18 protein-coding genes are annotated in these 19413 nt (G+C 74.1%); 3 read left to right on the top strand and 15 right to left on the bottom strand.

Annotated elements, in window-relative coordinates:
• The first annotated feature begins 88 nt into the window (after positions 1 to 88).
• Complete coding sequence (gene dapD / locus ABD323_RS11915) at positions 89 to 1078, top strand: 2,3,4,5-tetrahydropyridine-2,6-dicarboxylate N-succinyltransferase (RefSeq protein WP_344441331.1); 990 nt, start codon at positions 89 to 91, stop codon at positions 1076 to 1078.
• A 263-nt stretch (positions 1079 to 1341) separates the two neighbouring features.
• Here the strand turns inward: dapD and ABD323_RS11920 are convergent, their stop codons facing one another.
• From ABD323_RS11920 to ABD323_RS11955, 8 genes are all read right to left on the bottom strand, one after another.
• On the bottom strand, positions 1342 to 2139 hold the full coding sequence (locus tag ABD323_RS11920; protein ID WP_344441332.1) for a DUF6099 family protein: 798 nt from the start codon (positions 2137 to 2139) through the stop codon (positions 1342 to 1344).
• 158 nt (positions 2140 to 2297) lie between these two features.
• The gene (locus tag ABD323_RS11925; RefSeq protein WP_344441352.1) at positions 2298 to 2681 is read right to left on the bottom strand and encodes a nucleotide pyrophosphohydrolase; all 384 of its coding nucleotides are present in this window, start codon (positions 2679 to 2681) and stop codon (positions 2298 to 2300) included.
• Positions 2682 to 2845: 164 nt separating this feature from the next.
• Positions 2846 to 4237, bottom strand: a complete 1392-nt coding sequence (locus ABD323_RS11930; protein WP_344441333.1) for an AAA family ATPase — start codon at positions 4235 to 4237, stop codon at positions 2846 to 2848.
• Positions 4238 to 4446: 209 nt separating this feature from the next.
• Positions 4447 to 5292, bottom strand: a complete 846-nt coding sequence (locus tag ABD323_RS11935; protein WP_344441334.1) for a putative RNA methyltransferase — start codon at positions 5290 to 5292, stop codon at positions 4447 to 4449.
• A gap of 51 nt (positions 5293 to 5343) precedes the next feature.
• The gene (locus tag ABD323_RS11940) at positions 5344 to 5775 is read right to left on the bottom strand and encodes a fic family toxin-antitoxin system, toxin component (RefSeq protein ID WP_344441335.1); all 432 of its coding nucleotides are present in this window, start codon (positions 5773 to 5775) and stop codon (positions 5344 to 5346) included.
• On the bottom strand, positions 5772 to 6017 hold the full coding sequence (locus ABD323_RS11945; protein ID WP_344441336.1) for a toxin-antitoxin system HicB family antitoxin: 246 nt from the start codon (positions 6015 to 6017) through the stop codon (positions 5772 to 5774). The genes ABD323_RS11940 and ABD323_RS11945 overlap by 4 nt, the downstream gene beginning before the upstream one ends.
• A 189-nt stretch (positions 6018 to 6206) precedes the next feature.
• On the bottom strand, positions 6207 to 7502 hold the full coding sequence (locus ABD323_RS11950) for a class I SAM-dependent RNA methyltransferase (protein WP_344441354.1): 1296 nt from the start codon (positions 7500 to 7502) through the stop codon (positions 6207 to 6209).
• 437 nt (positions 7503 to 7939) lie between these two features.
• Positions 7940 to 10009 (bottom strand): APC family permease, encoded by a 2070-nt coding sequence (locus tag ABD323_RS11955; RefSeq protein ID WP_344441338.1) that lies wholly within the window; start codon positions 10007 to 10009, stop codon positions 7940 to 7942.
• Between the two features lie 241 nt (positions 10010 to 10250).
• Between ABD323_RS11955 and ABD323_RS11960 the strand changes: the two genes are divergently transcribed.
• Positions 10251 to 10916: a potassium channel family protein gene (locus tag ABD323_RS11960; protein WP_344441339.1), complete on the top strand. Its 666-nt coding sequence runs from the start codon at positions 10251 to 10253 to the stop codon at positions 10914 to 10916.
• Entirely contained in the window at positions 10916 to 11587 is a 672-nt protein-coding gene (locus tag ABD323_RS11965) for a potassium channel family protein (RefSeq protein ID WP_344441340.1), read from the top strand. Before ABD323_RS11960 ends, ABD323_RS11965 begins: the two co-directional genes overlap by 1 nt.
• A gap of 97 nt (positions 11588 to 11684) precedes the next feature.
• Here ABD323_RS11965 and ABD323_RS11970 read toward each other — a convergent pair whose 3' ends face one another.
• The 7 genes from ABD323_RS11970 to ABD323_RS12000 all read right to left on the bottom strand — a co-directional run bounded on the left by ABD323_RS11970 (position 11685) and on the right by ABD323_RS12000 (position 19221).
• The gene (locus ABD323_RS11970; protein ID WP_344441341.1) at positions 11685 to 12464 is read right to left on the bottom strand and encodes a DUF3159 domain-containing protein; all 780 of its coding nucleotides are present in this window, start codon (positions 12462 to 12464) and stop codon (positions 11685 to 11687) included.
• Entirely contained in the window at positions 12461 to 12880 is a 420-nt protein-coding gene (locus ABD323_RS11975; RefSeq protein WP_344441342.1) for an OB-fold nucleic acid binding domain-containing protein, read from the bottom strand. Before ABD323_RS11975 ends, ABD323_RS11970 begins: the two co-directional genes overlap by 4 nt.
• A 54-nt stretch (positions 12881 to 12934) precedes the next feature.
• The gene (locus ABD323_RS11980; protein WP_344441343.1) at positions 12935 to 13615 is read right to left on the bottom strand and encodes a response regulator; all 681 of its coding nucleotides are present in this window, start codon (positions 13613 to 13615) and stop codon (positions 12935 to 12937) included.
• Positions 13612 to 16314, bottom strand: a complete 2703-nt coding sequence (locus ABD323_RS11985; RefSeq protein ID WP_344441344.1) for an ATP-binding protein — start codon at positions 16312 to 16314, stop codon at positions 13612 to 13614. The genes ABD323_RS11980 and ABD323_RS11985 overlap by 4 nt, the downstream gene beginning before the upstream one ends.
• A 288-nt stretch (positions 16315 to 16602) precedes the next feature.
• Positions 16603 to 17325 carry an ABC transporter ATP-binding protein gene (locus ABD323_RS11990; protein WP_344441345.1) on the bottom strand — a complete coding sequence of 241 codons (723 nt, stop codon included), beginning with the start codon at positions 17323 to 17325 and terminating at the stop codon, positions 16603 to 16605.
• 113 nt (positions 17326 to 17438) lie between these two features.
• Entirely contained in the window at positions 17439 to 18317 is an 879-nt protein-coding gene (locus tag ABD323_RS11995) for a hypothetical protein (RefSeq protein ID WP_344441347.1), read from the bottom strand.
• 82 nt (positions 18318 to 18399) lie between these two features.
• Positions 18400 to 19221: an RNA polymerase sigma factor gene (locus ABD323_RS12000; protein WP_344441348.1), complete on the bottom strand. Its 822-nt coding sequence runs from the start codon at positions 19219 to 19221 to the stop codon at positions 18400 to 18402.
• Positions 19222 to 19413 lie beyond the last annotated feature (192 nt).

Below are 19413 nucleotides of genomic sequence, written 5' to 3' on the forward strand. Positions count from 1 at the left end.
CGGGCGGCCTCCTGCCCGGACCGTGCGACACGGTCCGTTCCCTGGTCGGCGGCGGCACTCCCGGCGGGAATTCGTTACCGTGCTCGATGTGACTGCTGAATCGACCTCCTCCGCACGTGGTGCCATCGCGACCGGCCTGGCCACCATCGCCGCCGACGGCACCGTCCTCGACACCTGGTACCCCGCCCCCGCCCTGGCCGCCGCGCCGGGCCCCTCGGGCACCGTCCGGCTGACCGCCGAGCAGGCCGAGGCCGAGCTCGGCGCCGGTGCGCCGGCCGCGCTGCGCGCCGACGCCCGCCGCGGGGTCGAGGTGGTCGCGGTGCGCACCACGATCGGCTCGCTCGACGAGAAGCCGCTGGACGCCCACGACGCCTACCTGCGCCTGCACCTGCTGAGCCACCGTCTGGTCCGGCCGCACGGGCAGAACCTGGACGGGATCTTCGGGCTGCTGGCGAACGTGGCCTGGACCAGCATCGGCCCGGTGCCGGTGGACCTGGTGGAGCGGGCCCGGCTCGCGGTGCGCGCCGAGGGCGGCCAGCTGGCCGTGTACGGGATCGACAAGTTCCCCCGGATGACGGACTACGTCGCGCCGTCCGGCGTCCGGATCGCGCACGCCGACCGGGTCCGCCTCGGTGCCCACCTCGCCGAGGGCACCACGGTGATGCACGAGGGCTTCGTGAACTTCAACGCCGGGACGCTGGGCACCTCGATGGTCGAGGGCCGGATCAGCGCGGGCGTGGTGGTCGGCGACCACAGCGACATCGGCGGCGGCTCCTCGATCATGGGCACCCTGTCGGGCGGCGGCAAGCAGGTCGTCTCGGTCGGCGAGCGCTGCCTGCTGGGCGCCAACGCCGGTATCGGCATCGCCCTGGGCAACGACTGCGTGGTCGAGGCCGGCCTCTACGTGACCGCCGGCACCCGGGTCACCCTGCCGGACGGCACCGTCGCCAAGGCGGTCGAGCTCTCCGGCCAGGACAACCTGCTCTTCCGCCGGAACTCGCAGTCCGGTGCCGTCGAGGTGATCGCCCGCTCCGGCTCCTGGGGCGGCCTGAACGCCGAGCTGCACGCGCACAACTGAGCGGTGGTCGGCCGGACCGCCGGCCGACCCGCCCCACCCGGACCCCGGCCGCGCACCCGCGCCGCCGGGGTCCGGCGCGTCCGGCCGCTGCACCGGGCGCGGGCCCCGGGGCAACCCGGCGTCACCCGCGGGGCTGACCCCGGTGACCAGGAGAACCGCATCGAGTGGTCCGCGGTGACCGGGTGACCACGGTCTCGTTGAACCGGCGGGCTCAACACCCCCGCGGCGCCGGCGCGACGACGGCGGCACCGCCGTCCGACGCGTCACCGCGCACCACCGAGTTGGAGGGGTCCCCTCATGTCCGAGCCCAGGTACGAGGTACCCGCCGCACCCCCGGTGAGCTCCGGCGCGCTCGCCGCGTCCGCCACGCCGCCCAAGGGTCTGCTGGAACAGATGCAGGAACTGCTCGCCTCGGTCAACGCCGACCTGGCCGCGCTGGCCGGTCTGGGCGCGGGCCTGGAGGCCTGCGGTGAGTCGGGCGCGGATCTGCCCGGCGCCCCGGAGGCCGCGACCGGCTCCGGCGCCCGGTAGCGCCGGGCGGGCGGCACGGCGCCGGTGGCCGGGTCGGTCACCGGCGGGGTCAGGGTGAGGACCAGGGTGGGCACCGCCTGCTCCAGCGCCCGGGCCAGCTCCAGCGCCAGGTCCCGGCACTCGGCGTAGGCGTCGATGCCGTCGATGGCCTGCCAGTAGACGCCCTGCGCCACGGTGCCGGTGGCGATCGCCACCAGCGCCTCGGTCACGTCCGCGAGCAGGCGGCGCAGGTGCTTCAGGGCGGGTCCGGGGGGACCGAGCCCGCCCAGTCGCGAGGCCCGGCCGGTCGGCGACCAGTCCCCGTACTCCGGCGGGTCCGCCGAGGCCTCCAGACAGCCGGCCGCATGGCCGGCGGCCTGTCCGAGCAGGTGGGCCAGCGCGGCCACCTCCCCGGACGGCTCCTCACCGAGCAGGGCGGCGACGGCCTCGGTGAGGGTCGCCGCCTGCCAGGCCTCCGACAGCACGTCGGGGACCGTCCTGGCCTCGGCGATCGCGTGCCGGGCCGTCCTGATCAGGCGCACAGCGTCCATACCCCACGACTCCCCTCCGGTCGGGCGAGAGCCGACCGTGCGGCCGGCCCGTCCACGGTGGACGGACCGTCATGAGCAGAGCGTGGCGCCGGATCCGAAAGCGCGCAGCCCCCGGTCGCAGAGCTGTGGACAACTCCGGGGGTGTGGATAACTCGCGGTCAGCCACCGGCCCGATCATCGGACGGACCGGTGCTCTCCTCGGCCCACCCACCGGCCGCCCGATCCGCCGCCGCATCCGCCACCGGGAAGCGCAGCTCGTTGCGGTCGATCTTCGCCGCCAGCGCGGTCAGCGGGTCCACGTCGACCACCGCGCAGAACTGCAGCAGGTAGGCCAGCACGTCGGCCACCTCGTCGCGGACCCGGTGCGCGCGCCCCGGGTCCGCCATCACGGCGGCGGCCTGCTCGGGGGTCAGCCACTGGAAGATCTCCAGCAGCTCGCCGGCCTCCACGCTCAGCGCCGCCGCCAGGTTCTTGGGCGTGTGGAACGGCTGCCAGTGCCGCGCCGCGGCGAAGTCCGCCAGCCGCCGCGAGAGACCGGCCAGCGTGGCCGGCGGACCGGCCGGCGTGGGCGGGTCGGACGGCGTGGGCGGGTCGGACGGCGTGGGCGGGTCGGACGGCGACGACGGCGCGCCGGGGGCCGGCGGCCGGTCCTCGGGCTGCGAATCGGTGGAGGTGGTGGGGGAAGCCGGGGCTTCGGGGTACTCGTTCACCGCTCCAGGTCTACCCCACCACTCGCCCCCGCCGGCTCACCGGCCGGCGCGTCCGGCCCGGGCTGCGCCGGTACCCGGGGCGCCTCCGGCCGCAGCACGCTGTGCCCGCTGAGCGGGTCCCGGCCGCACTCGACCAGCTCGATCCCGCCCACCTGCCGGGCCGGCGCCGGATCGTGCAGCGCGGCCAGCAGCCGCACGTGGTCCTTGTCGCACATCTCGCGCGCCAGCCGCAGCAGCGAGGCGGTCTGCTCGGCGCAGAGCCCGGCACCGAGGTCCTCGGCCAGCACCGTCAGCTGCCGGCGGGCCCAGGGGACCTCGGCGGCCGGGTCGACGTCCAGCACCCCGGCCCCGGTCAGCAGCACGGCGGCGAACGCGAGCAGCCGCAGCATCCCGTCGGCCGCCTGGTCGGCGCCGGTCCGGCCGAGCACGCCCTCGTCGAAGACCGCCATCAGCCGCTCGAGGTCCTGGCTGCCGCGCCGGGCCACGTCCAGGCCGAGCAGCGGGTGCGGCGCCGCCGCCTGGACCGCGCGCAGCAGGCGCCCGTAGCGGCGCGTGCACTCCCCCTGCAGCCGGGCGAGCACCGCCGAGAGGTTCGCGGCGGTGGGCAGCAGCCGGGCCTGCGGCTCGGGCCGGATCCAGCCGCGCATCAGCGCCGGCACGGGGTGCACCGGGAAGACCTCGCGCAGGGCGGTGAGCAGCTGCTCGGCGGCGGCCAGCACCTTGCGCTCGCCGGGCGAGGAGCCGGCCACCCGCAGCGGGATCTGGGTGGTGATCAGGCTGCCGCTGGGGAACGGGGCCCGGATGTCACCCTGCCGGGTGTCGTTGTGCCAGCTGACGTTGACCCGGCCGCCCGCCACGTCCTGCTCGCCGGTCTCCACCAGGGTCCGGCCCTGGCAGGCCAGCGACTCCCGGGCCACCCGGACGCGTCCGTCGGTGCGGATCACCAGCTCCAGGTGGATCGGGCCCGCGCAGGAGCGGACCGTGCAGCCCAGGATGATCGCGTTGCGCCCGTGCGGGACGCAGCCGAGCAGGCCGCCGCGCACCGGGACGGCCAGCGGTCCGCCCAGGCCGCCCATCCCGTCCAGCGAGGGGGCGATCTCCTCGCCGAGCGCCAGCCGGGAGAGCACCGCCAGCGCGTCCAGCGCGTTCGACTTGCCCGCGCCCGAGGGGCCGTGCAGCACGGTGAGCGGGGAGAGCGGCAGGACGGCGCGGCGGTAGGACTTGAACGAGGTGAGCCGCACCTCCTCGACGGTGGGCCGCAGGGCCGGGCGGGCCGGCTCCGGCCGGCCGGCGAGGGCCCGGACGGCCTGCGCGGTGCTGGGCCAGGCGGTGGTGGGGGCGGTCGCGGGGAGGGTGGTGGCGGGGCGCGGAACGACGTCGCTGGTCACTGAGCCGACCCTACTGACGCCCGTTCGGCCGCACGGTGGCAGAAACGTGCCTGCGCCAGCGGTTCACCCCTACGAGGGCTCAAGCCCCGGTGCGGCTCATCGAGAAGTCGGCCGGCTCGACGTCCGACGCCTCGCTCCCGACTCCGCGTCCGAGTACCGGTACTCCCCCACCGGTACTCCGCCGCCGGCCATCGGCTACCACCACTCCCCTACCGGTACTCCGCGATCCGCACCGACCCGGTCACCGCGACCGGCTCGGGCAGCTGCGCGAGCGCGCCCGCCACCGCCGCCGGGTCGGTGTGCCAGGCGTTCGGCCCCATCCCGACCACCGCGGCGGCGTCGCGGCGGCTGAGCCGCAGCTCGAACTCCACCTCGGTCCGCGGGCCCGGCGTGAACCATGGGCCGAGCTTCTCGTCGATCCGCCGCTCCTTCTCCTCGTCCACCACGAGCAGCCCCAGCGCGCCGACCAGTTCGCGCAGGTGGCGGGTGGTGGGCGAGGCGACCAGCAGACTGCCGCCCGGGCGCAGCACCCGGCGGATCTCGGCGCCGTTGCGCGGGGCGAAGACGTTCAGCACCAGGTCCGCGCAGGCGTCCGCGAGCGGCAGCGGACGCCAGGCGTCACAGGCCACCGCGCCGGCCCGCGGGTGCGCCCGGGCGGCCCGGCGCAGCGCGAACTTGGAGATGTCCAGCGCCGCACCGGCGGTGCCGTCGAGCGCGTCGAGCACCCGCGCCAGGTAGTAGCCGGTGCCCGTGCCGAGGTCGGCCACCAGGCCGCCGACGGCCGAACCCGCGCCGGTCGCGGCGGCGGCCGTGGCCAGCGCCTCGGCGATCGCGCGGTAGTGGCCGGCCTCGAGGAAGTCGGCCCGGGCCGCCACCATCTCGGCGGTGTCGCCGGTCCCGGTGTGCGCGTCGCCGGGCAGCAGGCTGACGTACCCCTGCTTGGCGATGTCGAAGCTGTGTCCGCCCGAGCAGCGCAGCGCCCGCCCGGTCGCGTCGAGGGCCAGGCCCAGTCGGCAGTGCGGGCAGGTCAGGTACCGCTCGATGTCCCGGAGCACCGCCCCACCCTAAACCGTCGGGTGGGCGCCGCAGCGGCGCCCACCAGCGGCTCACTCGGAGTCGGAGTCGTCCTCGCCGTCCTCGCCGGTGACGCCCTCGCCCTCGGCCGCGTCCACCACCCAGCTGCCCAGCCGTTCGGCGACCCCGTCCAGGCCCAGCCGCCCCTCCCGGATGGCCCGGGCCAGGCTGCGCACCTCGCGCGCGGTGGTGGCCACCTGGCAGCCGCTGGCGACCAGGTAGGCGTAGGCGACGGCGGTGGCGAAGAGCTCGTTGGTCCGTTCCAGGGCCGGCACCCGGATCAGCTGGTGCATCAGGGCGGCGGCCCGGTCCTGCGGCTCGGGGTAGACCGCGATGTCGAAGATCTCCGCGGTGTGCCGGGCGATCGCCGCGAGCAGCGAGCCGTAGTCGGTCACCTGGGGGTCCCCGGGGGTGTACTGCTCAGCGGTCATGAGCAGCCAGGAGAGGTCGACCTCCAGCTTCAACGACGCCCGCCCTGTCGGTCGTCCGCCGGAACGCGCTCGCCGAACTCGGCGAGGAACTCGCTCTCGAACTCCTTCATGAACTGGGCTGCCGCGTCCACGAAGGTCAGCCCGGCCTCGCCCATGTCCTGCTGGACGAGCCTCTCGATGTACTGGTTCATGCTGATCCCCTGCTGCTCGGCCCGCTCGCGGGCGATTTCAGCGGTGGTGGCGTCCACCCGCACGTTGAGTTGCTTCTTACCCATGTCCTCGAAGCTAGCGCCATAGTGCTAGCACCACAAGGGCGCGTACGGGGGGCGCGTAGTCCGTGCGTTCACGCCGTCGTCGCCCACCGGCAAGGTATCGATCACCGTGCCGGCCCCGGGCACGCGGAAGGCCGACGGCCCGGTGCGGGTGCACCGGGCCGTCCGCCTCAGGTCCTCAACGCGGGCGGCTCACTCGCCGGCCGGCTCCAGGATCGCCACGCACTCGAAGTGGTGGGTCATCGGGAACAGGTCGAAGGCCCGCAGGGAGACCGGCCGGTAGCCGCCCTCCGCGAAGAAGGCCAGGTCCCGGGCGAGCGCGGCCGGGTCGCAGGCCACGTACGCGATCCGGCGGGCGCCGAGCTTCGCCAGGTGGCCGACCGTCTCGCGCCCGGCCCCCGCGCGCGGCGGGTCGAGCACGATCAGGTCGGTGGACTCGATGCCGGTGCGCGGCAGCAGGCTCTCCACCTTGTCGCACTCGATCCGGACGTTCTCCAGCTCGGCCAGGTTGTGCCGGGCGTCGGCCACGGCCTGCTTGCCCGACTCGATGCCGAGCACCGCGCCGTCCTCGCCGACCCGGTCGGCCAGCGCGCCGGCGAACAGCCCGACCCCGCAGTAGAGGTCCAGCGCGTTCTCGCCCCACTGCGGGTCCAGGCCCTCCAGCACCGCGGCCACCAGGGTCTGCGGCGCCTCGGGGTGGATCTGCCAGAAGCCGCCGTTGCTGACCCGCCAGGTCCGTCCGGCCGCCCGCTCGCGGACGAAGTTCCGCCCGTGCACCCGGTGGAAGAGGTCCTGCTCGTCGATCCGCGAGATCGAGACCGGCTTGTCCAGCTCGACCAGCGGCAGCTGCTCACCCGGCAGCGGGCGCAGGATCAGCTGGCGGTCCGAGGACCCGCTGGCGGCGATCACGTCCACCGAGGCCAGACCGGTCCAGTCCCGCGACTCGATGCCGAGCTCGGTGACGCCCTCGGCGGCGATCAGGCAGCGGTCGATCGGCTGCACGTCGTGCGAGCGGTGCTTGCGCAGGCCCACCTCGCCGCTCTGCGGGTCGACCGCGTACTGCACCCGGGTGCGCCAGGCCGGCACCTCGCCGGCCGGCAGCTTGCCGCCCACCGGCTCGACGCTGCCGTCCCAGCCGGCCTGCGCCGGGGTCAGGCCGGCCAGCTGGGCCAGCTGCTCGGTGAGCACCTGGCCCTTGAGCTTGCGCTGGCCGCCCGGGCTGACGTGCTGCCAGTCGCAGCCGCCGCACAGGCCGGGGCCGGCGAAGCGGCAGGGCGCCTCGATCCGGTCCTTGGCGGCCTCCAGCACCTGCACCGCGTCGGCCCGCAGGAAGCGGGACTTGGTGGTGCCCTCGGTGACCTCGGCGATCACCCGCTCGCCCGGCAGGGCGTGCCGCACGAAGAGCACCCGGCCCTCGTGCCGCGCCACGCAGTGGCCGCCGCCGTGCGCGACCGCGCCGACCTCGACCTCGTAGCGCTCGCCGACCAGCGGATCGCCGCCGGGGCCCCGGGGGGCGGGGGCGGCCTTGGGCGCGCGCGGCGGGCGCGGCGCCTTGGCCGACCCCGCACCACCCCGGCCCGCGCCGTGCGCCGCCCGGGGCGCGGAGCCGCCCTTGGGGGCGCCACCGGCGCCCTTCGCGCCGCCGGCCCTGCCGCCACCGGCGCCCTTGGCACCGGCGGCGCCCTTGGCCGCCGCCTTGCCGGCCGAGGGCTCGGCCGCCACCGGCGGCTCACCCGGGGCCAGCGGGGCGGTCTGCGCCGTGAAGCCGTCCCGGTCGGTGGCGGCCGGGCGGGCCGGCTTGGCCGACCAGCGCGGCCGGGCGACCTGCCCGACCTTGCCGGACTTCCCGGGCTGCGCTCCCTTGCGGGACGCTCCGGCCTTGGGCTTACCGGGCTGTCCCGAGGAACGGGGCGGGGTGTTGCGACTCACGAAGTGGTGTCCTTGCTGGCATCGGCGTTGGCATCGGCGCGGTTCTCGACGGAACCCGACGGTACCGTGCGCCGGCGCGGTTCGCCGCGTCGGACGTCACCGGGGGCCGACCAGGCCCGCTGGCTCTTGCGCCGTTCCGAGGACTCCAGCTGCCAGGGCACCGAGGTCACCATGACCCCGGGCTTGAAGAGCAGGCGTCCCTTGAGCCGCAGCGCGCTCTGGTTGTGCAGCAGGTGCTCGTACCAGTGACCGACCACGTACTCGGGGATGTAGACGCTGACCACGTCGCGCGGGGTCGAGCGGCGCAGGTTCTTGACGTACTCGAGCACCGGGCCGGTGATGTCGCGGTAGGGCGAGTCCAGCACCTTGAGCGGCACCCCGATGTCGCGGGTGTCCCACTCCTCCTGGAGCGCCCGGGTGTCGCCCGGGTCCACGTTGACGGTGACCGCCTCCAGCGTGTGCGCCCGGGCCAGCTGCGCGTAGGCCAGCGCCCGCAGGGCCGGCTTGTGCAGCTTGGAGACCAGCACGATGGCGTGCATCCGGGTCGGCAGCACGGTGTCGTCGGGCTCCTCGGCCGCGGTGAGCTCCGTGGAGACCCGGTCGTAGTGCCGGCGGATCGCCTTCATCATCACGAAGAGCACGCACATGGTGGCGATCGCGATCCAGGCGTGGCCGATCTTGGTGACCAGCACGACGATCAGCACGGCCGCGGTCATCACCAGGCCGAAGGCGTTGATCGCCCGCGAGCGCTGCATCCGGCGGCGCTCCTTGCCGTCCGTCTCGCTGCGCAGCAGCCGGGTCCAGTGCCGGATCATGCCGGACTGGCTCATGTTGAAGGAGACGAAGACGCCGACGATGTAGAGCTGGATCAGCCGGTTCGGGTCGGCGTCGAAGGCCATGATGAAGATCACCGCGACGCCGGCCAGCAGGATGATGCCGTTGGAGAAGGCCAGCCGGTCGCCGCGGGTGTGCAGTTGGCGGGGCAGGTAGCGGTCCTGGGCCAGGATCGAGCCGAGCACCGGGAAGCCGTTGAAGGCGGTGTTGGCCGCCAGCACCAGGATCAGGCCGGTCACCGCGGCGATGAAGTAGAAGCCCGGGGTGAAGTTGGAGAAGACGGCCTCGCTGATCTGGGCCAGCGCGGTCTTCTGGTGGTAGCCGGCCGGCGCGCCGGCGAGCTGCTGGGCCGGGTTCTCCGCCATCTGCGTGCCCGTCAGATGGGCGAGGTAGATGATGCCCATGAACATGGTCACCGCGATGGTGGCCATCAGCAGCAGGGTCGTCGCGGCGTTCTTGCTCTTCGGCTTGCGGAAGGCCGGCACGCCGTTGCTGATCGCCTCGACGCCGGTGAGCGCCGCGCAGCCCGAGGAGAACGCCTTGAGCAGCAGGAAGACCAGCGCGAAGCCGGTCACCGCCTCGTTGCCGGGGGTCGGCTGGAGGTGGAAGCCGGCGCTCTCGGCGTGCATGGCGGTGCCGAAGACCAGGTTGCGGACCAGGCCGTAGAGCACCATGCCTATGACGCCGGCCATGAAGGCGTAGGTCGGGATCGCGAAGGCGCTGCCGGACTCGCGCACCCCGCGCAGGTTCATGCCCATCAGGACGAGCACCAGCGTGACGCTCAGCGCCATCTCGTGGCCGCGCAGCATCGGCACGGCCGAGACCACGTTCGCGACACCCGAGGTGGTGGAGACCGCCACCGTGAGCACGTAGTCGACCATCAGCGCGCTGGCGACCACCAGGCCCGACTTCGGCCCGTGGTTGACGGTGGCGACCTCGTAGTCGCCGCCGCCGCTGGGGTAGGCGTGCACGTTCTGGCGGTAGGAGGCGACCACGGCCAGCATCACGACGGCGACCACGACGCCGATCTGCCAGGAGAAGTGGATCGCGGACACCCCGGCCAGCGAGAGGGTCAGGAGGATCTCCTCCGGGGCGTAGGCCACCGAGGAGAGCGCGTCGGAGGCGAACACCGGGAGCGCGATGCGCTTGGGCAGCAGCGTCTCGCCGAGCTTGTCGCTCTGCAGGGCGCGGCCGATCAGGATGCGTTTGGGTACGTCGGTCAGATTGGGCACGTTAAGGAATCGTAGGGGCTCTTGCTTTCGGGGCCATCGCCAGTGCGTCAGTTCGTCGAGACCGTGTTCTACAGACCGGCTAGCGTGTCGGATGATGAGCTTGCGGGCAACACTTGGTTGCCGAGTCGCCCCCGCCCCGGGGAGCGGCGCGAACGAGCCCCGCGCAGTGCGGGGACGGAAGGATGATGAGCGGTGTTTGCGCAGGTCAAGAACCCAACGGCCAGGGTGAGGTAGCGGCACCGTGCACATCGTCATCATGGGCTGCGGACGCGTAGGATCCGCCCTCGCCAGAGCCCTGGAGAAGCAGGGCCACTCGGTGGCCGTCGTCGACCAGGACCCGACGGCCTTCCGCCGGCTCGGCGCCGGCTTCAACGGGCGCCGGGTCACCGGCGTCGGTTTCGACCAGGACACCCTGCGCGAGGCCGGCATCGAGGAGGCGGGCGCCTTCGCCGCCGTCAGCAGCGGCGACAACTCGAACATCATCGCGGCCCGGGTCGCCCGGGAGAACTTCGGCGTCCAGCACGTCGCGGCCCGCATCTACGACCCCCGCCGCGCCGAGGTCTACCAGCGCCTGGGCATCCCGACGGTCGCCACCGTGCGGTGGACCGCCGACCAGATGCTGCGCCGGCTGCTGCCCAGCGGCTCCGAGCCGCTCTGGCAGGACCCGAGCGGGACCATCCAGCTGGCCGAGGTGCCGTTCGCGGCGGCCTGGGTCGGACACCGGGTCTCGGCCCTGGAGGAGGCGGCCAACGCCCGGGTGGCCTTCATCACCCGATTGGGTGAAGGCGTGCTGCCCACCGCGCAGACGGTGGTGCAGGAGGGCGACCTGGTCCAGGTGATGGTGCGCCGATCGGATCTGGCAGCGGTCGAGGCGGCGTTCGCCAAGGGCCCGGAGGAGGGTCACTGATGCGGGTAGCGATTGCGGGAGCGGGTGCGGTCGGTCGGTCGATCGCCGCCGAGTTGCTGGAGAACGGCCACGAGGTCCTGCTCGTGGACAAGAACCCGGGCTCCATCTCGGTGGAGCGGGTACCGATGGCGGAGTGGCTGCTGGCCGACGCCTGCGAGATCACCTCGCTGGACGAGGCGGCGCTGCAGCGCTGCCACGTGGTGATCGCCGCGACCGGCGACGACAAGGTCAACCTGGTGGTCTCGCTGCTGGCGAAGACCGAGTACGGCGTGCCGCGGGTGGTCGCCCGGGTCAACAACCCCAGGAACGAGTGGCTCTTCAACGAGTCCTGGGGCGTGGACGTGGCCGTCTCCACGCCGCGCCTGATGTCCGCGCTGGTCGAGGAGGCGGTGAGCGTCGGCGACCTGGTGCGCCTGATGCGCTTCAGCCAGGGCAACGCCAACCTGGTGGAGCTCACGCTGGCCGCCGACGCCGAACTGGTCGGCACCCGGGTCGGCGACGTCAGCTGGCCGGTGGACACCGCCCTGGTGACCATCATCCGCGAGGGCCGGGTGCTGGTGCCGGGCAAGGACGACACCCTGGAGGGCGGTGACGAGCTGCTCTTCGTGGCCGCGCAGGAGCGCGAGGAGGAGCTCGAGGACCTGCTCTCGGCGGGCGGCGGCGCCCAGTAGGCGCGGCAGGCACGGCGAACGCGACCGGGCCCGCACTCCCCGAGGGGGGTGCGGGCCCTGTCGCCTGTCGCGTCGCCGGTGGGCCCGGCCGCCGGGGTCAGTCGGCGGCCTGCTCCGGCTCCTCCGCCTTGATGGGCGGCGGCGCGGTGAGCAGGATCCGCCAGGTGACGTACATCGCCAGCAGCATCGGCGGGATGCCCAGCGCGACCTTCAGCCAGCCCAGCAGGTTGACGTTGCCGGTGAAGTAGAGCGGGAAGAGGATCACCGGCTTGATGCCCATGATCACCACCCAGGCCCAGGTCGCCTTGGTGTACGCGGCCAGCCGGCCGGGGTTGCGGGTGCGCCAGGTGAACATCTCGCCCGTCACCGGGCCGAGCGTCAGACCGATCAGCGGCCAGCGGACCAGCGCGGAGACGGCCAGCGCCAGCGCGTAACCGACGTTCCAGAGCAGGCCGGGCAGGTAGAAGTTCTCCGCCTTGCCGGTCTTGGTGGAGATCCAGGCGCCGATCGCCACCCCGAAGACGCCGCTGAAGGCGTGCTGGATGGTCTCGCCGCGCAGCAGCCGCAGGATCACGAAGAGCCCGCTGAGCCCCAGCGCCCCCCACGCGGCCGGAGCCACCTGGTGGGTGATGTTGAAGGTGACGATGAAGACCAGGCCCGGCAGGGTCATGTCGATCATGCCGCGGACCCCGCCGAAGGCCTGCAGCACCGAGTCGGCGGCCTCCTTGGCGGCGGCCGCCTCGCGGGCCGCGACCTGCTCGGGGGTCTCCTCGACGGCCTGCGGCACGCCGAAGGCCCCCTCGGGCGACGCGGGTGGAACGGTTCCGGTGATCAGTACGGGCGGGGCGGCGTGTTCGCCGCCGAGCGGATTGGTCACTGGTGATCGCTCCCCTGTCCCACGGACTGTCCCACCGGCCGCAGCTCGTAGCGGGGGTTGAAGAGCACGCGACGCCCGCGTGCGTGGCTGAGCCGGCCGCTGGCGATCAGCCGGCGCCCGGGCTCGATCCCGGCGATCGAGCGGCGGCCGAGCCAGACCACGTCCAGCGCGTCCGTACCGTCGAAGAGCTCGGCCTCCAGCGCCGGCACGCCGGCCCTGGGCCGGAGCGTGACGGTGCGCAGCGTGCCGGAGACGGTGACGACCTCGCGGTCGCCGGCCTCGGCTATCGTCGTGCAGCCCGCACCCACCGTGTCCTGGCGCAGCTCCTCGGCCTGGAGCTCCTCCGGGCTGGAGGTGAGCCGGCTGAACATCCGGCGCAGGCGTCCCTGCGGCTGGTCGCTGCTGTTACCACTCATGCCGGAAGGGTACCGGTTCGGCCCCCTGCGGTGGCGTGCTCCGCGAGGACCTGCTCAGGCCTCGAAGCGGTACCCCATCCCCGGTTCGGTGATGAAGTGGCGCGGGTGCGAGGGGTCGGCCTCCAGCTTGCGGCGCAGCTGCGCCAGGTAGACCCGCAGGTAGTTGGTCTCGGTGCGGTAGGCCGGGCCCCAGACCTCCTGCAGCAGCTGGGTCTGGCTGACCAGCCGGCCGGCGTTGCGCACCAGCACCTCCAGCAGGTGCCACTCGGTGGGCGTGAGGCGGACGTCGGCACCGTTGCGGTTGACCTTCTTGGCGGCCAGGTCGACCGTGAACGCCTCGGTGACCACCAGGGAGTCGTCCTCGCCGGCCACCGGCTCGGCCCGGCGGACCGCCGCGCGCATCCGGGCCAGCAGCTCGTCCATGCCGAAGGGCTTGGTGACGTAGTCGTCGGCGCCGGCGTCCAGCGCCTCGACCTTCTCGTCCGAGGCGTGCCGGGCGGAGAGCACGATGATCGGCACCCGGGTCCAGCCGCGCAGGCCCTTGATCACCTCCACGCCGTCCATGTCGGGCAGGCCGAGGTCGAGGACCACCACGTCCGGGTGGCGGGCGGCGGCCAGTTCCAGCGCGCTCGCGCCGTCGTGGGCGGCGTCCACCTCGTACTTGCGGGCCTTGAGGTTGATCACCAGGGCGCGGACGATCTGCGGTTCGTCGTCCACGACGAGGACCCGGGTCATGCGGGCTCCGCCTTTCGGGGGGCGAGGGGGGTGGTCGGCTGGGGTGACTCTGCGTGGTGTGCGGGGTCGTCCGGCGGCGCGAGGCCGGTGTCGTGCGCGGGGCCGGCTGTGTGCGCGGGGTGCGCGGGATCGGCGGCGTGCGCGGGGTCGTCCGGCGCAGCGGGGTCGGGCCGGCGCTCGGCCACCGGCAGCGAGACGACCATGGTCAGGCCGCCGCCGGGGGTGTCCTCGGCGGCCAGCGTGCCGCCCATCGCCTCGACGAAACCGCGGGCCACCGCCAGGCCCAGCCCCACCCCGGCGCCGCGCGGCGCGTCGCCGTAGCGCTGGAAGGGCGCGAAGATCCGCTCCCGGGCCTCCTCCGGCACCCCCGGACCGCGGTCGACCACCCGCAGCTCGACCCGGCCGCCGCCGGCCGCCGGCTCCAGCGCGTCCGCCTGCACCAGCACCCGCACGCCGGGCGGGCTGTACTTGACGGCGTTCTCGATCAGGTTGGCCAGCGCCCGCTCCAGCAGCCCGGCGTCGGCCGGCACCATCGGCAGGTGCTCCGGCACGTCCAGGTGGACCGACTCCAGCGGCACCCCGCCGAGCGCGATCGGCACCACCTCGTCCAGGTCCACCTCGCGGATCAGCGGGGTGACCGTGCCGGTCTGCAGCCGGCTCATGTCCAGCAGGTTGTTGATCAGGTGGTCGAGCCGGTCGGCGCCGGCCTCGATGCCGGCCAGCAGCTCCGCCTCGTCCGCCGGGTCCCACTCGACGTCCTCGGCGCGCAGCGAGGAGACGGCGGCCTTGATCCCGGCCAGGGGGGTGCGCAGGTCGTGCGAGACCGCGGCCAGCAGGGCGGTGCGGATCCGGTTGCCCTCGACCTGCCGACGGGCCGCGGCGGCCTCCTTGGCCAGCCGGCGGCGCTCCAGCAGCACGGCCGCCTGGGCGGCGAAGGCGCCCAGCAGCCGGCGGTCGGCCGCCGGCAGCACCCGGCCGCGCAGCACCAGCGCGAGGTTCTCGCCGACCGGCACGTCCACGTCCGCCTGCTCCGGGCGGCCCGGCGGGTTCGGGCCGCTGGCCGCCACGCAGCCCCACGGCGCGTGCTCGTCCGCCCGCTCCAGCAGAGCGGTGGACTCCTGCTGGAACACCTCCCGGACCTGGTCCAGCAGCGCGGTCAGCACCCCCTCGCCGGTCGCCGCGCCGCGCAGCACCGTCCCGGCCAGCGCGCTCAGGGTCTGCGCCTCGGCCTGGCTGCGGGCCGCCTCGTGCGAGCGCCGGGCGGCCACGTCGACCACGGTCGCCACCGCGATGCCCACCGCGGTGAAGATCGCCACCGCCAGGATGTTCTGCGGATCGTTGATGGTCAGGGTGTGCGTCGGCGGGGTGAAGTAGTAGTTCAGCGCGGTGGAGCCGACCAGGGCCGAGGCGATCGCCGGGAAGAGCCCGCCGACCAGCGCCGCGCAGACGGTCACCGAGAAGAAGAGCAGCATGTCGGTCGGCAGGCCGGTGCTGCGCAGGTGGGTGAGGACCAGGCTCAGCAGCAGCGGCCCGGCCACCCCGATCAGCCAGCCGCCGATCGCGCGCGGCCGGCCCAGGTCGGTCACCTTGCGGATCGGGATCCGCCCGCGCCCGTGCGCCGCGTGCTCGTGGGTGACGATGTGCACGTCGATGTCGCCCGAGTCGCGCGCCACCGTGGAGCCGACGCCGGGGCCGTAGATGTACTGCCAGGCCTTGCGGCGGCTGGAGCCGAGCACGATCTGGGTGGCGTTCACGCCGCGCGCGAAGTCCAGCAGCGCCTGCGAGGGGTCGTCGCCGAGCACGGTGTGGAAGCTGCCGCTCAGGCTCTCCACCAGCGCCCGCTGCTCGATCAGCGCCTGCGGGGAGCCGCCGGTGGCCAGGCCGTCGGAGCGCGAGATGTGCACCGCGAGCAGCTCGCTGCCCGACCCCTTGGCCGCGATCCTGGCCGCCCGCCGGATCAGCGTGGCCCCCTCCGGGCCGCCGGTCAGGCCCACCACGATCCGCTCGCGGGCCTGCCAGGTGCTGTCGATGCCCTGCTCGGCTCGGTAGGTCTGCAGGTACTCGTCGACCCGGTCGGCCGTCCAGAGCAGCGCCAGCTCGCGCAGCGCCGTCAGGTTGCCGGGACGGAAGTAGTTGGAGAGCGCCGCGTTGATCTTCTCCGGCGCGTAGACGTTGCCGTGCGCGAGTCGGCGGCGCAGGGCCTGTGGCGACATGTCGACCAGCTCGATCTGGTCGGCCCGGCGCACCACCTCGTCCGGCACGGTCTCGCGCTGGCGCACCCCGGTGATGCCCTCGACCACGTCGCCCAGCGACTCCAGGTGCTGGATGTTGACGGTGGAGATCACGTCGACGCCGGCCGCCAGCAGCTCCTCGACGTCCTGCCAGCGCTTGGCGTTGCGGCTGCCCGGGACGTTGGTGTGCGCCAGCTCGTCCACCAGGGCGACCTGCGGGCGGCGGGCCAGCAGCGCGTCCAGGTCCAGCTCGGTGAACTCGGCCCCGCGGTGCTCCATGGTCCGGCGCGGCACCGCCTCCAGGCCGTGCAGCAGCTCCGCGGTGTTGGAACGGTTGTGGTGCTCGACGAAGCCGATCACCACGTCGGTGCCGCGGGCGAGGCGCCGGTGGGCCTCGCAGAGCATGGCGTACGTCTTCCCGACCCCGGGGGCGGCCCCGAGGTAGATCCGCAGCCTTCCGCGCGCCATGCGTCCCATTCTTGATCGAGTCGGCCCGGGGGACCATCCCCGGACACCTGTTCGCGCTCCCGAGACTACGGGGTGAGCGCGTGTTCGCCTTCGATCTGGCTGGTCGGAGGGCAGATTTAGCGGCATCTTGACGGCGTGGCGCGGCCGATCGGGCGGCGGAGCCAAGGGGGCGGGAACGCCGCTGCCGGGCCACCCGGGTGGGGGCCCGGCAGCGGGGCGCGCCAGGGGAGCCTGTCTGGGGGTGGGATCCGTGAGCCCGTCAGGAGGGCGGCAGGATCCGTGGGCCCGTCAGGAGGCGGCGGGGTCCGCCTCCTCCACGATGTGGCCGTCCCTCAGCTCGACCACCCGGTCGGCGAGTTCCATCAGCTGCGGATCGTGGGTGGCCACCAGCACCGTGACGCCCTCGCTGCGCACCACCGCCCGCAGGAGTTCCATGACCGAACGTCCGGTCTCCGAGTCGAGCTGGCCCGTCGGCTCGTCGGCGATGATCAGTGCGGGCTCGTTGGCCAGCGCGCGGGCGATCGCCACCCGCTGCTGCTGCCCGCCGGAGAGCTCGGTGGGCCGCTGCTCGGCGTGGTCCGCGAGGCCGACCAGCGCCAGCAGCGTCTCGATCCGCTGCTCGCGCTGCTCCGCGGGCACCTTGCGCAGGCGCATCGGAACCCCGACGTTCTCCGCCGCCGAGAGGATCGGGATCAGGCCGAAGGACTGGAAGACGAAGCCGATCCGGTCGCGGCGCATCGCCAGCCGCCCGGCCTCGTCCAGACCGGCCAGGTCGGACCCGTCCAGGCTGATCCGGCCCGAGGTGGGCGCGTCCAGACCGCCGACCAGGTTGAGCAGGGTGGTCTTGCCCGAGCCGGACCGGCCGCGCAACGCGGTCAGCTCACCACGCCGGATGCTGAACGACACCCCGCGCAGCGCGTGCACGGCGGTCGAGCCGCTGCCGAAGCTTCGCCAGACGTCCTCCACCTCGACCATGGGCGCCAGCGTGGTGCCGGTTCGCTGCTGACTCATAGAGCTTTCCCCTCCGGTCGGCCGCTGACCGGCCTGACTCCGATGTCGTTCGTTCGCTGTCTGCACCACTCACGCGCGGCACGGAGCGAAGGTTGCATCGAAGCACGAACCGGTCAGCCGGTCTGCAGCCGGTCCGCCAGCTCCGCGGCGGCGGCGGCGAAGTGGCTGTCCAGGGCGGGCACCCGGCCGAAGCCCGGCTCGCCCGGACGGTAGACCCGCCGTACCCCGAGGACACCGACCCGCACTCCGCGCACCTCCACGGTGAACTCCTCCACCGAGGTCACCGGCTGGTCCGACGGATCGAGGTAGTCGTCCCGCAGGACCGTCAGCTCGCCGTCGCTCGCCACCTTGGCGAGACTCCCGTGGCCGCCCTTGCAGCCGTACGAGCCGGCGAGCACCCGGCCCGCCCGGGCCGCGGCCGAGGCGTCCGCGAAACTGAGCACGAGCTGGTAGGCCTGGGCCGGGCCGGCCTGGCGCGAACCGTCGGACCGGCCGCCGTCCTCGACGTAGTCCTGCCCGCCCACCGACACGGCGTTCAGGGCCGCCACCGGGCCGGCCAGGCAGGCCGGCTGGTCCGTGTCCAGCGCCGGCGCGGCCGGGTGCCCGTCCTCCCGCAGGACCGGGAGCCAGGGACCGTACGCCTGCTGGAGCACCGGCAGCTGCGCCGTCTCCAGCGGGAGCGCGCCGCTGTCCCACTCATGGGTGGCCTGGCTCACCGGCAGCGAGGGCGTGGAGTCCGGCCAGCCGAGCCGCACCTCGCCGGTCTGGTCGGGCTGGCCGACCTGCGAGTAGCCCCCCGGCACCAGCAGGTGCGGAGCCGCCGCGAAGAGCGCCAGCGCCAGGGCGCCCGCGCCGGCCGCCCCCAGCGCGCGCCGCCGGCGTCGGCGGCGCACCGCCGAGCGGACCACGGCGGTGGTCGGCGGTGCCTGCAGACCGGCGGACAGCTGGCTCCGCAGCTGGGCGAAGCGGGCATCGAGCTCGGTCGGTGCCATCGACACCCGCCCGGGTGTCCCACGGCCCGGCGCAAGCGTCCGCCCGGACCCGAAGGTCGGGGAGGCGTCATCACGCTCGTGGTCAGACACGGCTCTTCGCCTTCCTCTTCGTCATCCGATCCGACGCGGCGTCAGCCGCCTGGAGCTGCGGGTGTTCCGGCTGAGGGTGTTCCGGTGCTCGGGAGTGCGGTACGGCGGGCGGGGCGGCCGGGGTCGGCGGGGCGGCCGGGGTGGGCGGCGTGCTCGCCGGGCCGGTCGGGCCCGCGGTCCGCCGGTCCGGCTCCTCCGCGGCCCTGGATCCCGCCTTCGGCCGGGCCTTCACGGTCCGCGCCGGGTCCTCCGCGAGCGGGGTGTGCGGCTCGGTGTCCTCCGCGCCGGTCTCCCCCAGCAGCCCGGCCAGCGCCGTCCGGCCGCGGTGCAGCCGCGCCTTGATCGTGCCGAGCGGGACCTCCTCCTCGGCCGCGATCTCCGCCACCGACAGCCCGCCCATGTGGTGCAGCACCACGGCCCGCCGCTGCGCCTCGGGCAGCAGGCGGAGTGCGGCCACCAGGGCCACCGACTCGGGGCCCGGTCCCGGGGTCGGGTTGGCCGGGCCGTGCCGGGTCCAGCTGCGCAGGGCCGTGCGGGCCCGCCGCCACCGACTGATCGCGATCCGTTGACCCGTCAACCGCACCCAGGCCACCGGGTTCTCGTAGCCGCTCAGGCGTGGCCAGTGGTTCCAGGCCCGGACGAAGGCCTCCTGGGCGGCGTCCTGAGCCTCCCCCAGATCCCCGGTCAGGGCGTAGAGATGCGCCACGAGCTGGCCGTACGCCGACTCGTAGAACTTCTGGAACCCCTCGTCCGCCGCCGGCTCACTGGGCGGGCCGAGCTCACCAGGTACCTGGCCCCGGGGACTCTTCGCCACACCCCACCTCCCCAGGCCGGCTCAGGTACATCGTCCGGCAAGTGTTCCCGACCGTCCGCGCCTACCGCAAGGGTCCCGCCGGGGCAAGGAGGACGGCGAAAACGCGGTGGCCCCGAAACGCGAAGAAGCCCCCACCGATAAACGGTGGGGGCTTCTCCTGAATGATTGTTCGGCGGTGTCCTACTCTCCCAC

Source organism: Kitasatospora nipponensis (assembly GCF_039528135.1).
In the GTDB taxonomy this organism is placed as follows: domain Bacteria; phylum Actinomycetota; class Actinomycetes; order Streptomycetales; family Streptomycetaceae; genus Kitasatospora; species Kitasatospora nipponensis.